The following is a 12,929-nucleotide window of genomic DNA, read 5'->3' as shown; positions in this document are numbered from 1 at the left end:
TCACCGAAGGTACAGGAGCCCGGCTCCCCCCGGAACCCCGGCGGCGGGAGGCGGCGCGACTTCACCCGCGCTGTGGCATTTGTGCGACGTGGCGTCCCGCCGGGACGGCCGGCGGATCACGAGCGGTAGTCGCCGTTGATCTCGACGTAGAGCTTGGTGAGGTCGCAGGTCCAAACCTTGGCGGTGCCCGCCCCCAGGCCGATCTCGACGCGGATGTCGATGTCCTGCCCGCGCATGTAGGCCGAGGTGGCGCTCTCGTCGTAGGCGGGGTCGCGCAGGCCATCGGCCGCGACGCGGATGGGGCCGAACCAGATGGCGAGCCGGTCGCGGTCGGCGGCTTCGCCGGCCTTGCCCACCGCCATCACGACGCGCCCCCAGTTGGCGTCCTCGCCCGCCACGGCGGTCTTCACCAGCGGCGAGTTGGCGATCGACAGCGCGATGCGCTTGGCGGCCGCGTCCGTTTCCGCGCCTTCCACCGCGACGGACACGAACTTGCGCGCCCCTTCGCCGTCCTTGACGACCTGGTGGGCGAGGTCGAGCAGCACGCGGTCGAGCGCCGCCGCGAAGCCGGCGAGCCGCGGGTCCCCCGCGTCGGCGATGGCCGGGGCGCCCCGCTCGGCCGCGCCGCCCGTGGCGAACAGCATCAGCGTGTCCGACGTCGACGTGTCGCTGTCGACCGTGATGGCGTTGAACGAGCCTTCCACGGCCCGCGACAGCATCGCCTGGAGGGCGGGGGCCGCGATCGGCGCGTCGGTGAACACGAAGCTCAGCATCGTGGCCATGTCGGGCGCGATCATGCCGGCGCCCTTGGCGATGCCGTTGATCGTCACGGACGTGCCGCCGAGGTCGACGGTCGCGGTGGCGAGCTTGGGGAAGGTGTCGGTGGTCATGATGGCGCGGGCGGCGCCGGCGATGCCGTCCTCGCGCGCGTCCGCGACGAGGCGGTCGAGCACGCCTTCGAAGCGCGACGCGTCGAGCGGCTCGCCGATGACGCCCGTGGACGCGAGGAAGATCTCGGCGTCCGGCGCGCCCGAAGCGCGGCCGGCGATGTCGGCGGTGAGCTTCGTGGACGCGACGCCGGTGCGGCCCGTGAAGGCGTTGGCGTTGCCGGAGTTCACCACCAGCAGCCGCGCCCGCCCCCCCGCGAGGTTGGCCCGGCACCAGTCCACCGGCGCCGACGGGCAGCGCGACCGGGTGAACACGCCCGCCACGGCGGTGCCTTCCGGCAGGACCGCCACGGTGACGTCGGTGCGCCCCTTGTAGCGGATGCCCGCCTCGCCGGCCGCGAAGCGCAGGCCGGCGATCGGGGGCATGTCGGGCAGGGACGTCGGCGCCAGGGGCGACACGGGGACGGGAGGGGCCATGGTGCGCGGATCTCGGAGCGGCGCGAAGCCGCGGGGGCGGGTCGGCCCGTTGTAGCCTCGCCGCGACGGGGCGAGGAAGGAGGGAGTTTCACCGGGTCGCACTTTGCGCCGTCGAGCCGTCGATGCAGGCGGAGAAAACGGGGTTCGGCATGGCCGACCCCTCGCCCCGAGGCCCTGGACCTGCGATGCCGTCCTCGCTCGGCAGGCACGGCAGCCCGAGCGCGCCGAGCTGGTTCCCGCTGAAGACGATGGTGGGCGTCGGCGGCGTTCACGGCGGTGTCGCCGTGAACGTCCCGGTCGCCTCCCGCGACCGGCTCCGCGCCATGCCGTGACGTCCCTTCACGGGGGAGGACGCCAGCGAGACCTTCCCGCCGCGCTTGCGATCAATACACGTCGAGCTGGAACCTCTTGTCCTTCTTGAGCTGGCTCACGAAGGCGACCGCCTCGTCGGTGGTCTTCTTGCCCGCCGCCACGGCGATGTCGACCATCGCGGCCTCGACGTCCTTCGCCATGCGCTTGGCGTCGCCGCACACGTAGACATGCGCGCCCTCCTCGAGCCAGCGCCACAGGTCCGCGCCGACCTCGCGCATGCGGTCCTGCACGTAGAACTTCTCGCCCGCATCGCGCGACCACGCCAGCGACAGGCGCGTCAGCACGCCGTCCTTGCGCAGCGCATCGAGCTCGTCGCGGTAGAAGAAGTCCGTCGCCGACCTCTGGTGGCCGAAGAACAGCCAGTTCTTGCCCGGCGCGCCGGACGCCTTGCGCTCCTGCAGGAAGGCGCGGAACGGCGCCACGCCGGTGCCCGGCCCCACCATGATGACGGGCTTGGTGAGGTCCGCCGGAAGCGCGAAATTATGCGCCTTCTGGACGTAGACCTTCAGCTCTTCCCCGGGCTCGACGGCATCCGCCAGCCACGTCGACGCCACGCCGGTGCGCCTGCGCTTGTTGACCTGGTAGCGCACCGCATCCACCGTCAGCGACAGGCCGCCGAGGTTGAGGTTGGGCGAGGACGAGATCGAGTAGAGCCGCGGCTGCAACGGCGACAGCGCGTCGACGAAGGCTTCCGGGTGGGGGCGCACGTTGGGGAACTTGTGCAGGACGGCGAGGACGTCGAGCTGGGCGGCGTCGCCGTCCGGGTCCTCGCCCTTGGCCAGCGCGCGGGCTTTCTCGCGGCTCTTGCCGCCCGAGATGTAGGAGAACAGTTCGAACAGCGAGTCGGGCGCGAGCCCGAGGTCGACGTCCTCGCGCAGCACGTGGCGCAACGTCCTGCCGTTCACCTCCGTCAGGTGGGACGCGCCCAGCATGGCGATGATCTGGTCGACGAGGCCCAGGTTGTTCTTCGGGAACACCCCGAAGCTGTCCCCGACCACGTAGTCGACGCCGCTCTTCGACAGGTCGAACTCGACGTGCCAGGTGTCCTTGGCCGAGCCCTCCTGGTTCAAGCGGCGGCGCGACTTGAACACCGCGACGGCGGGCGCTTCGCGCGACGTGCCGGGGACGATGTCGGCCTGGGCGCTCTCGACCGAGCGCGACTTGCCGCCCTCGGCCGCGCCGACGTCCGCGGCGGTCTTGTCGCCGTTGACGTCGTTCAGTTCGACCGCCAGCCCCTTCAGCAGGCGCGCCGTCACCTTGCCGCCCGGGGCGCACAGGTTCAGCCGCTCCTCGCTGTGCAGGAAGATGGCGTTGGCGTAGTCGGCGCAGTTGTAGCCGCACTGGCCGCAGTCCTGCTGCGCCATGGCGGCCATGAGCCGCGGCGCGATCGGCCGGTCCTTGGCCATCTCCATGCGGGCGCCGGGCTCCAAGGAGGGGTCGTGCCAGGGCGCCTCGTCGTTGGTGGCCAGCACGGGCCCGTCCGCCGTGGTGGCCGCCGAATCGTTGGACGCCGTCGGCGGGCCCTCGGCCGCCATGGCGGCGACCGAAGCCGAGAAGAAGCCCGACAGCCAGGACCGTTGCTCGGGCGAGAACGGTGCGGTGTCGGGGATCGTGACGGTGATCTGCGGCGCGGCGCTCATGCGGGCATCCCTTCAGCGAGGCTCTTCAGGGCCTCGACCTCGTGGCGGTTGGCGAAGCTGTGGAAGCTTTCGGTCGGCTCGGCGCGATGGGCCAGATAGGCCTTCAGCAGGGCTTCGACGCGCGCCGGCGCGTCCTCGGCCTTGGTGTCGGGGTAGATCATCTTGGCGATGGAGGCCTCGGTGCCGAAGCCGCCGCCGACGTGGATGTTGTAGCCCGGCACGGTGTCGTCGTCGCCGATCGGCACCTTCACGCCGATCAGCCCGATGTCGCCGATGTAGTGCTGGGCGCAGGAGTTGGGGCAGCCCGTCAGGTGGACGTTGATCGGCTGGTCCATCGCCACGCGGGGCTCGATGTAGCTGACGATCTCGTTGCCGTTGCGCTTGGTGTCGGCGTTGGCGAACTTGCAGCCGAAGGACCCCGTGCAGGCCACGAGGCCGGCGCGGATCGTCGAGGCTTCGGTGTCGAGGCCGATCGCCTTGACGGCGGCGCAGACCGCCGCGACGTCGGCGTCGCGCACGCCGGACAGGATGAAGTTCTGCCAAACGGTGAGCCGGATGTCGCCGTCGCCGTGGCGGCGCGCGATGTCGGCGATGGCCCGCATCTGGTCGGTCGACAGGCGTCCCGCTTCCAGCACCACCCCGACGTAGTTCAGGCCCTCCTGGCGCTGCTTGTGGACGCCGATGTGGCCCAGCCGGTCGTAGCCGGGGCGGGGCGCCACGTGGGCGGCGTCGAGGCGCGTCAGCCTTTCGCCGAGCTTCTCCTCGACGAGGCCGAGGAACTTGTCGAAGCCCCAGGCATCGAGCACGTATTTCATGCGCGAATGGTTGCGGTTGGTGCGATCGCCGTGCTCGGACCAGACGCGGATGATGGCGTCGGCGATCTTGATGCAGTCCCCCGGCGGCAGCACCACGCCGGTGTCGCGCGCGAGGTCCTTGTGGCCCGAGATGCCGCCGATGGCGAGGCGGTAGTAGACGCCGGGCGGGATCGGCGCGCCATCCATGACCTCGACGGCCTGGAAGCCGATGTCGTTGGTGTCCTCCAGCGTGGCGATCTTGCCGGCGCCGTCGAACGACACGTTGAACTTGCGCGGCAGGTTGTACATCACGCGGGTGTTGAGGATGTGGTGGTGCCAGTCCTTGGCGTGGGGGCGCGTGTCGAGAAGCTCGCCGGGGTCGATGCCGGCCGTGGCCGATCCCGTGACGTTGCGGATGTTGTCGGAACCCGCGCCGCGCGGGATGATGCCGACGTCGGCCAAGCCTTCGAGGAAGTGAGATCCGCGCTCGGGCTGGATCTCGCGCACCTGCAGATTGCACCGGGTCGTGACGTGCGAGTAGCCCCCGCCGTCGCGGTCCGCCAGGTCGGCAATGGCGGCGAACTGCCAGTGTTTCAGGATGCCGTTGTGCACGCGCATGCGGCACATGTAGCTGTCCTGCGCGGGACCCACGTAGAACAGGCCGTGGTAGCGCCAGCGGAAATTGTCCTCCGGCTTCGGGCGCGCGCCCGTCAGCGCGATGGCCTTCAGCCGGTCGTAGGACTCGAACGGATGCTCGGCCCGCTTCCACTTCTCCTGGTCGACGAGCTTCTTGCCCGCCGCCACCTGGCGGTCCTGCGCCTTGATCTGTTCGGCGTCGGGGCCGGTCGGCTCGGCGACGACGCTGGCCGGCGCGCGGCCGATGGCCCGCATGGCGCCGAGGCCGGAGGCGAAGCCGTCCAGCCAGTTCTTCTGGTCGGATGTGAAGTCCATACCCATGGTCAAACCCTATGCGGCCGGGGCGGGCAGGCGCCCGGCGCGGGCCGGACCGCGAGGGCGCCCAGCCGCCCGGAAGCCGATGCTGGACGTGCACTCGCGGTCGGCCTGCATCCGTGTGGCGTCCTGCGATGGTGTGACGGTCGGTGAGCCGGCCCGGCACCCGGGAACCGGCTTTGCCGCGTGGGGCAGCAAAGGCCGTGCCACGGCCGCCTTCGCCCGACCGCCCCGGCGCCTCCTGCGGGCCCGGCGGGAGCGCGGCTTTGTGCGATGCACAAGAGGCGGACAGATGCCGCGCCGGTGGGCGCGCGGTGCTGCAGATCGGGCGGCGGGCAAATGTCCGACAAAAGCGAGATCGCGCCTTTACGGGCATCGCCGGCGCCCGTAATCCTCAGCGCTGCCCGAAGGCGCCGTGTCGAGCGCCCGAGGCCGGGAGACAGCCCATGACCCTCGCCCAAGACACCAGAGTTCCCCTCACCGGCATCTTTCCCGTGGCGCCGACGCCCTTCACGGCGGACGGCGGGCTCGACCTGCCCGGCAAGCGGCGCGTCATGGACTGCATGGTCGACCAGGGCGTCGACGGCATCTGCGTGCTGGCCAATTATTCCGAGCAGTTCGCCGTGACCGACGCCGAGCGCGACCAGCTCGTCGACGCCAGCCTCGACCAGGTGGCGGGCCGCGTGCCGGTGATCGTCACCTGCTCGCATTATTCCACCGCCATCGCGGCCGACCGCGGGCGCCGCGCCGCCGCGGCGGGCGCCTCCATGCTGATGCTGATGCCGCCCTACCACGGCACCGGGCTGCGCGCCGACGAGAACCTGATGGTCGAGCACTTCGCCCGCGTCGCCGACGCCGCGAAGCTGCCCATCATGGTGCAGGACGCGCCGCTGTCGGGCGTGCCCCTGTCGGTGTCGTTCCTGGTGCGCCTCGCCCGCGAGGTCCCCCTGGTGCGCTACTTCAAGATCGAGGTGCCGCAGGCGGCCGCCAAGCTCCGGGCCCTGATCGCCGCGGGCGGCGACACCATCGAGGGGCCGTGGGACGGCGAGGAAGCCATCACGCTGATGGCCGACCTCGACGCCGGCGCCCGGGGCACGATGACCAGCGCGCTCCTGCCCGACCTCATCAAGCCGATCGTCACCGCGCATCTCGCGGGCGACCGGAAGACCGCGGCGGCGCTCTACGCGAAGTGCCTGCCGCTGATCAACTACGAAAACCGCCAGTGCGGCCTGCGCGCCGCCAAGGCGGTGATGATGGCCGGCGGCGTCATCGGGAGCGACGCCGTGCGCCACCCCTTCGAGCCGCTGCACCCCGCCACGCGGGCGGGGCTGCTCGAGATCGCCGAAGACCTCCAGCCGCTGGCGCTGCGCTGGGGCAAGTGATAGCCGAAGCCTTCGCGTGAGGGGCCAGGGGGCTTGGACGTCATCGACACGGATCGCCGCTGGCTCGTCGTCGTGGCGCATCCCGACGACGAGGTGCTGGGCTGCGGCGCGCTGCTGTCCCGCCTGCGCGACGTCGACGTGGTCCACGTCACCGACGGCGCGCCGCGGGACGGCGGCGACGCCCGCCGGCACGGCTTCGAGGGCCGGTCCGCCTACGCGGCGGCGCGATGGCGCGAAGCCAGGGCGGCGCTCGACATCGCGGGCGTGCCGGACGGGCGCCATCGCGGGTTCGGCGTGGCCGACCAGGGCGCCGCGCGGCGGATGGGCGAGGTCGCGCGCCGGCTCGCGCCGTTCGTGGCGCGGGCCGGCGCCGTCTTGACCCACGCCTACGAGGGCGGCCACCCGGACCACGACGCCGTGGCGTTCGCGGTCCACGCCGCGGTGCGCGATGCCGGCGGGGCGGGGCCGGCCATCGTCGAGATGCCGTTCTACCATGCCGGAACCGAGGGTTGGGTGCGGCAGCGCTTCCTGCCCCACCCGGACGCGGGTGCCGAGGAGGGGCTCGCCTTCACGCCCGCCGAGCTCGCCGCGAAGCGCCGCATGGCGGCCTGCCACGCCACGCAGGGAGCCACGCTGTCCTCCTTCGACCTCGGCCGCGAAGTGTTCCGCCGCGCCCCCGCCTACGATTTCGCCCGGCTTCCGCACGGCGGCGACCTGCTCTACGAGCGCCACGGCTGGAACCTCGACCGCGCCGGCTGGCTCGCCGCCGTGCGGGCCGCCGAAGCCGAGCTCCGCGCCGGAACCGCGCCGTGAGCCTGTCCGTCCTGTCCGTCGCCTATCCGTTGGCGCGCGTGTCGCCCGACAGCACGGGCGGCTCCGAACAGGTCCTGTCGACGCTCGACCGCGCCCTCGTGGCCGCCGGCCATCGCTCGATCGTGGTGGCGCCGGAAGGCTCGCGCGCGTTCGGCGCGCTGGCGGCCGTCCCGTGGACGGGCGGCGTGCTCGACGACGACGCGAAGGCCTCCGCCCAGGCCGCCAACCGCGCCGCGATCGCCGACGTCCTGTCCCGCGAGCGGGTCGACGTGGTCCACCTGCACGGCATCGACTTCGACCGCTACCTCCCCGCGCCCGGCCCGCCCGTGCTGGCCACCCTGCACCTGCCGCCCGGCTGGTACACGCCGGAAGCGATCCGCCCGGCGCGCGCCCGCACCTGGCTCAACTGCGTGTCGGCCGCCCAGCACGCCGCCTGCCCGCCGTCCCCGAACCTCGTCGGGCCGATCGAGAACGGCGTGCCGGTCGCCCGCCTCGCGGCGCGCCACGCCAAGCGCGGCTTCGCGCTGTTCCTCGGCCGCATCTGCCCCGAGAAGGGCGTCCACCTCGCCCTGCAGGCGGCCCACCGCGCCGACATCCCCCTGATCGTCGCCGGGGAAGTCTACCCCTACGCGGCCCACCGAGACTATTTCGACGCGATGGTGAGGCCGCTGCTCGACGCGCGGCGGCGCTTCGTCGGCCCGGTCGGCTTCGCCCGCAAGCGGCGGCTGCTCAGCGCGGCGTGCTGCCTGCTCGTGCCGAGCCTCGCGGCGGAAACGTCGTCGCTGGTGGTGCGCGAGGCCGCGGCCTGCGGCACACCCGTCGTGGCCTTCCCCAGCGGCGCCATCGCCGAAGCGGTGGAGGACGGGCGCTCGGGCTTCCTCGTGCCCGACGCGGACGCGATGGCGGCGGCGATCCGGCGCGTCGGCGCCATCGACCCCGAGGTCTGCCGCGCTTTGGCGCGCGACCGCTTCGACGAGTCCGCCATGGTGCAGCGCTACCTCGCCCTCTACGCGCGGCTGGCCGGGGGGGCGGCGGCGTGACGACGCCGCGCCGCATCGAACTCGTCGCCGACGCCGGGCGGCTGTTCTCGCTCGAAGCGGCGTGGTGGGACCTGTTCGAGCGCTGCGCGGGCGCGACCCCGTTCCGCTCGCCGGCCTGGCTCCTGCCCTGGTGGCGGACCTTCGCGCCCGGCCCGCTCTGCACCGTGGCGGCCTGGCGCGGCCCAAACCTCGTCGCGCTGGCGCCGCTCTACCGCGAGGAAGCGAGCCGCCGCCTGCTGCCGCTCGGCATCGGCCTGTCGGACGACCTCGACCTCCTCGTGGCCCCCGACGCGGGACCCGGGGTCGGGGCCGAGATGCTCGACGCCCTGTCGCGCGTCGCGGGCTGGGACGCGCTGTCCCTGGAGGAACTCGCGCCCGGTGCCGCCGCGCTCGGCTGGGCGGCCCCGCCGGGCTGGCGCGACGACGTGGCGGCGCAGAGCCGCTGCCCCGCGCTGGCCTGGGGCGACGACGCGGCCGACCCCGGGGCGGTGGTCCCGCCCGGCAAGCTCCGCAAGCTGCGCATGGCCCGCCATCGCGCGGCGCGGCGCGGTGCCGCCGTGGAGGCCGCCACGCCGTCGACCGCGCCCGCCCACCTCGACGCCCTGTTCCGCCTCCACGCGGCGCGGTGGGAAAGCCGCGGCGAGGCCGGCGTGCTGGCCGACGCGTCCGTCCAGGCCTTCCACCGGGAAGCCACGCCGCGCCTCGCCGCGGCGGGGCTGCTCCACGCGACGCTGCTGCGCATCGAGGGGCGGGTCGCGGGCGTCTTCCACGGGCTCCGGCGCGGGCGCACTCTCCATGCCTATCTCGGCGGCTTCGACCCCGCCTTCGCCTTCGAAAGCCCCGGCACGGTGCTGATGGGCCACGCGCTCGACGCCATGATGGCGGGCGGCGCCGGCACGCTGAGCCTGCTGCGCGGCGAGGAGCCCTACAAATACGAATGGGGCGCGGTCGACCGGATCAACAGCCGCCGCCTGCTGCGGCGGACCGCCCCGTGACGGCCGCCGACGACCTGGCGGCCCGCCTGCGCGACGGCGCGCCCGCCAACATCGCGCTGATGCACCTGCTCATGGCGGCGGAGTCCCCCGGGGCCGCCGCGGCGGCGCTCGCTGACGCGGCGGAGCGGCATCCCGGCCTTACGGCGCCCGTCGCCGAGGTGGACGTGCTGTTCCGCGCCCACCCGGACGCGTGGCGCACCGTCCACGCCGTGGCGGGCGGGGTGGACCACGCGCCGGCCCTGGGCGGCGCCGAGGCGACGCTCGACCATTGGCGCGCGAGCTTCGACCGTCTGGCCGAAACCGCGCCCGAGGCCGGCGTGGCCCTCTACGCGCTCGGTGATCCGGCGCTGCTCGCCGCCGCCACGGCCGAGGTCGTCGACGCCCTGGACGCCTGGGGCCTGCTCGGGCCGGACCGCGACGCCCTCGACCTCGGCTGCGGCATGGGGCGGTTTTCCGAAGCGATGGCGCCCCGCCTCCGCTCCGTGCTGGGCGTCGACCTGTCGGCCGGCATGGTCGCGGAAGCGCGGCGCCGGTCCCGCCACGCCAACGTGCGCTATGCCGCCGGGACCGGGCGCGACCTCGCCGGCGTGCCGGACGGCTCCGCCGACCTGGTGCTGGCGGCCGACGTGTTTCCCTACCTCGTCGAGGCGGGGCTGGCCTGGGCGCATGTGGCCGAGATGGCGCGCGTCCTGCGCCCCGGCGGCGCGGCCGTGCTGCTCAACTATTCCTACCGCGGCGACCCGGCGCGCGACCGCGCCGACCTCGCCGGTGCGGCGGCGGCGCACGGCTTCGCCCTCGAACGCGTCGGCGAGCGCCCCTTCCGCTTGTGGGACGCGACGGTGTTCGTGCTGCGGCGGCCCGCGTGACCGCGCCCGCCGCCGCCCGTCCTCGGGCTCGCGGGCGCTTCGGCGCCGCCGCTCGCCGCCGCTCGCCGATGAGGTGCCCATGATGCCGCCCCGCCCCTCCTCCGACCGTCCCGTGACGCCCGGCGAGCGCGTGACCCGCTTCGTCCTCGGCGGCTTCCTGGCGACGCATGGGGCGGAGGAGCGCAAGCTCGGCGTCTTCGAGGCCGTGCCCGCCATGGGCCTCGACGGCCTGGGGTCCTCGGCCTACGGGCCCGAGGCGGCGTTGACCGTGCTGCTCCCGCTCGGCGCAGGCGGCCTCGCGGTGGTCGGACCCATTATGCTGCTGCTCGTGGCGCTGCTGGCGATTCTCTACGCGTCCTATCGGCAGACCGTGCTGGCCTATCCGTCCAACGGCGGGGCCTACACGGTGTCGAAGGCCAACCTCGGCACGGGCGCGAGCCTGCTCGCCGCCGCGGCCCTGATGATCGACTACGTGCTCAACGTCGCCGTGGGCATCTCGGCCGGCATCGGCGCGCTGGTCTCGGCGGTCCCGGCGCTCGGCCCCCACACGCTGGCGCTGTGCCTCGCCGTCCTCGCCCTGCTGACGCTGGTGAACCTCCGCGGCACGCTGGACGGCGGACGGCTGTTCGCGCTGCCCACCTACCTCTTCATCGCGTGTTTCGTCGTGGTCATCGCCCTCGGCGTCTGGGCCACGCTGGCCAGCGGCGGCCATCCCGAACCCGTCGTGGCGCCGCCAGCCGTGCCCGCCGCCACCGAAACGCTCGGGCTGTGGCTGTTCCTGCGCGCCTTCGCGTCCGGCTGCACGGCGATGACGGGCGTCGAGGCCGTGTCGAACGGCGTGTCGGCCTTCCGCGCGCCGGTGGTGGGGCGCGCCCACGGCACGCTGACCGTGATCGTGGTGACGCTGGGCTTCCTGCTCGTGGGCATCGGCTATCTCGCCCGCGCCTACGGCATCGACGCCATGGATCAGAGCGCGCCCGGCTACCAGAGCGTGCTGTCGCAGCTCGTGGCCGCCGTGGCGGGCCGCGGCTGGCTGTACACGGTCGCCATCGGCAGCCTGCTGTGCATCCTGTGCCTGTCGGCCAACACCAGCTTCGTCGACTTCCCGCGCCTGTGCCGGCTCGTCGCGCGCGACGGCTTCCTGCCGCGGCCCTTCGCGGTGGCAGGGCGGCGGCTGGTCTATTCGGTCGGCGTCCTGTACCTCGCCGCCACCGCGGCGCTGCTTCTGGTCGCCTTCGGCGGCATCACCGATCGGCTGATCCCGCTCTTCGCCATCGGGGCCTTCCTCACCTTCACGCTGTCGCAGGCCGGCATGGTGGTGCACTGGGCCCGGAAGGGCGCGCGCCGGCACGGCATCCGGCTGGGCGTGAACGCGCTCGGCGCCGCCACCACGGGCGTGGCGCTGCTGGTCATCCTGGCCGCCAAGTTCGTAGAAGGCGCCTGGATCACCGTGATCGCGATCCCGCTGGTGATCCTGCTGCTGCGCGGCATCCACGGCTATTACGCCCGGCTCGACGGGCAGCTCCGCGACGACGAGCCCCTGGTCATCGGCGCGTCCGAGGCGCCCCTGGTGCTGGTGGCGACGCGCGGATGGGACAGGCTCACCGACAAGGCGGTGCGCTTCGCGCTGCAGATCTCGCCCGACGTCGTCGCCGTGCACCTGCTCGACCTCGACGGCGAGGACGACGACGAGGGCGCGTCCCAGCGGCTCCGCGACGCGTGGGAGCGGGACGTCGCCGAGCCGGCGCGGGCGGCGGGGCTGAACCCGCCCCGGCTGATGCTGCTCCAGGCGACGTTCCGGCGCATCCACGCGCCGTTGCTGCGCCTGGTCGAGCGGCTGCGGCGCGACCAGCCCGGCCGCACCGTGGCGGTGCTGGTGCCGACGGTGGCGAAGACGCACCTGTGGCAGCACCTGCTCCACACCCACAACGCCGCGCGCCTCAGCCACGCGCTGATGCGCTTCGGCGGCGACGGCGTGGTGGTGGTGACGATCCCGTGGCACCTCGAGGCCGAGCGGTTCGACGACGCCCTGATCCCCGAAGAGCGCAGGGGCGACGACGCGGCGGCGTGACGGGCGGTGGATCCGGGCCCGATCCCCCGACAAGGAAGAGCTATTCGGTGAACACCGGGTAGAGGGAGGCCACCAGCAGCGCGGCCATGATCCAGTTGAAGGCGCGCAGCGTCGCCGGCCGGCCGAGCGCGCCCCGCATGGCCGTGCCGAACAGCGCCCAGGTGGAGATGCACGGCAGGTTGACGATGCCGAACACCAGGGCCACCACCAGGACCGTGCGGGTGTAGTCGGCCGGATCGGTGTAGGTCGCCACCGCCGTCAGCGCCATGATCCACGCCTTGGGGTTCAACCACTGGAAGGCGGCGGCCTGCAGAAACGTCATGGGCATGCCGGCGGCGGCGCCGGACGTCAGCGGCGCCGCGCGGGCGAGCTTCGCGGCGAGCCACACCATGTAGGCGGCCCCGACCCACTTCATCGCGACGAGCAGGGCGGGATAGTGCGCGAAGACCCCCGCGAGGCCGAGCCCCACCACCGCCACCATGACGACGAAGCCGATGCCGACGCCGAGCGCGTGGGGCACGGTGCGCCGCACGCCGAAGTTCACGCCCGAGGCCATCAGCATCAGGTTGTTCGGGCCGGGCGTGATCGAGCTGACGAAGCAGAAGACCGCGAGACCCCAGAGCAGCGCGGCCGGCACGGGA

At 73.3% G+C, this 12,929-nt stretch carries 11 protein-coding genes; 7 read left to right on the top strand and 4 right to left on the bottom strand.

Annotated features, from left to right (window positions below; all coding sequences use genetic code 11):
• Window positions 1-116: 116 nt before the first annotated feature.
• A complete protein-coding gene (gene argJ / locus D3273_RS01430) occupies window positions 117-1,364 on the bottom strand; it encodes a bifunctional glutamate N-acetyltransferase/amino-acid acetyltransferase ArgJ (protein ID WP_129222798.1) in 1,248 nt (415 codons plus the stop codon).
• Window positions 1,365-1,549: 185 nt separating this feature from the next.
• Between argJ and D3273_RS28040 the strand changes: the two genes are divergently transcribed.
• On the top strand, window positions 1,550-1,696 hold the full coding sequence (locus D3273_RS28040; RefSeq protein ID WP_165359331.1) for a hypothetical protein: 147 nt from the start codon (window positions 1,550-1,552) through the stop codon (window positions 1,694-1,696).
• A 51-nt stretch (window positions 1,697-1,747) separates the two neighbouring features.
• Here D3273_RS28040 and D3273_RS01425 read toward each other — a convergent pair whose 3' ends face one another.
• Window positions 1,748-3,376 carry a sulfite reductase subunit alpha gene (locus D3273_RS01425; protein ID WP_129222797.1) on the bottom strand — a complete coding sequence of 543 codons (1,629 nt, stop codon included), beginning with the start codon at window positions 3,374-3,376 and terminating at the stop codon, window positions 1,748-1,750.
• A complete protein-coding gene (locus tag D3273_RS01420) occupies window positions 3,373-5,127 on the bottom strand; it encodes a NirA family protein (protein ID WP_129222796.1) in 1,755 nt (584 codons plus the stop codon). Before D3273_RS01420 ends, D3273_RS01425 begins: the two co-directional genes overlap by 4 nt.
• A 440-nt stretch (window positions 5,128-5,567) precedes the next feature.
• Here D3273_RS01420 and D3273_RS01415 point away from each other — a divergent pair, with 440 nt between their 5' ends.
• The 6 genes from D3273_RS01415 (at window position 5,568) to D3273_RS01390 (ending at window position 12,288) form a co-directional block, all read left to right on the top strand.
• Window positions 5,568-6,503 carry a dihydrodipicolinate synthase family protein gene (locus D3273_RS01415; protein ID WP_129222795.1) on the top strand — a complete coding sequence of 312 codons (936 nt, stop codon included), beginning with the start codon at window positions 5,568-5,570 and terminating at the stop codon, window positions 6,501-6,503.
• 33 nt (window positions 6,504-6,536) lie between these two features.
• The gene (locus tag D3273_RS28700; protein ID WP_207210619.1) at window positions 6,537-7,316 is read left to right on the top strand and encodes a PIG-L deacetylase family protein; all 780 of its coding nucleotides are present in this window, start codon (window positions 6,537-6,539) and stop codon (window positions 7,314-7,316) included.
• Complete coding sequence (locus D3273_RS01405; RefSeq protein WP_129222794.1) at window positions 7,313-8,356, top strand: glycosyltransferase; 1,044 nt, start codon at window positions 7,313-7,315, stop codon at window positions 8,354-8,356. The genes D3273_RS28700 and D3273_RS01405 overlap by 4 nt, the downstream gene beginning before the upstream one ends.
• Window positions 8,353-9,351, top strand: a complete 999-nt coding sequence (locus D3273_RS01400; RefSeq protein ID WP_129222793.1) for a GNAT family N-acetyltransferase — start codon at window positions 8,353-8,355, stop codon at window positions 9,349-9,351. The genes D3273_RS01405 and D3273_RS01400 overlap by 4 nt, the downstream gene beginning before the upstream one ends.
• Complete coding sequence (locus tag D3273_RS01395; protein WP_245500927.1) at window positions 9,348-10,217, top strand: class I SAM-dependent methyltransferase; 870 nt, start codon at window positions 9,348-9,350, stop codon at window positions 10,215-10,217. Before D3273_RS01400 ends, D3273_RS01395 begins: the two co-directional genes overlap by 4 nt.
• Window positions 10,218-10,299: 82 nt before the next feature.
• Window positions 10,300-12,288, top strand: coding sequence for an APC family permease (locus D3273_RS01390; RefSeq protein ID WP_245500926.1), 1,989 nt, complete (start codon window positions 10,300-10,302; stop codon window positions 12,286-12,288).
• A gap of 40 nt (window positions 12,289-12,328) precedes the next feature.
• Here the strand turns inward: D3273_RS01390 and D3273_RS01385 are convergent, their stop codons facing one another.
• Entirely contained in the window at window positions 12,329-12,925 is a 597-nt protein-coding gene (locus D3273_RS01385; protein ID WP_129222791.1) for a LysE family translocator, read from the bottom strand.
• Window positions 12,926-12,929: the final 4 nt, after the last annotated feature.

Source organism: Lichenibacterium minor, assembly GCF_004137685.1.
In the GTDB taxonomy this organism is placed as follows: Bacteria; Pseudomonadota; Alphaproteobacteria; order Rhizobiales; family Beijerinckiaceae; genus Lichenihabitans; species Lichenihabitans minor.
The sequence above is the reverse complement of the archived record's forward strand: the minus strand, read 5'-3'. Positions and strand labels throughout refer to the sequence as shown.

Excerpts from the sequence above, each read along its gene's own strand:
- argJ (WP_129222798.1), bottom strand. The coding sequence starts at position 1,364 with ATGGCCCCTCCCGTCCCCGTGTCGCCCCTGGCGCCGACGTCCCTGCCC.
- D3273_RS28040 (WP_165359331.1), top strand. The coding sequence starts at position 1,550 with ATGCCGTCCTCGCTCGGCAGGCACGGCAGCCCGAGCGCGCCGAGCTGG.
- D3273_RS01425 (WP_129222797.1), bottom strand. The coding sequence starts at position 3,376 with ATGAGCGCCGCGCCGCAGATCACCGTCACGATCCCCGACACCGCACCG.
- D3273_RS01420 (WP_129222796.1), bottom strand. The coding sequence starts at position 5,127 with ATGGGTATGGACTTCACATCCGACCAGAAGAACTGGCTGGACGGCTTC.
- D3273_RS01415 (WP_129222795.1), top strand. The coding sequence starts at position 5,568 with ATGACCCTCGCCCAAGACACCAGAGTTCCCCTCACCGGCATCTTTCCC.
- D3273_RS01390 (WP_245500926.1), top strand. The coding sequence starts at position 10,300 with ATGCCGCCCCGCCCCTCCTCCGACCGTCCCGTGACGCCCGGCGAGCGC.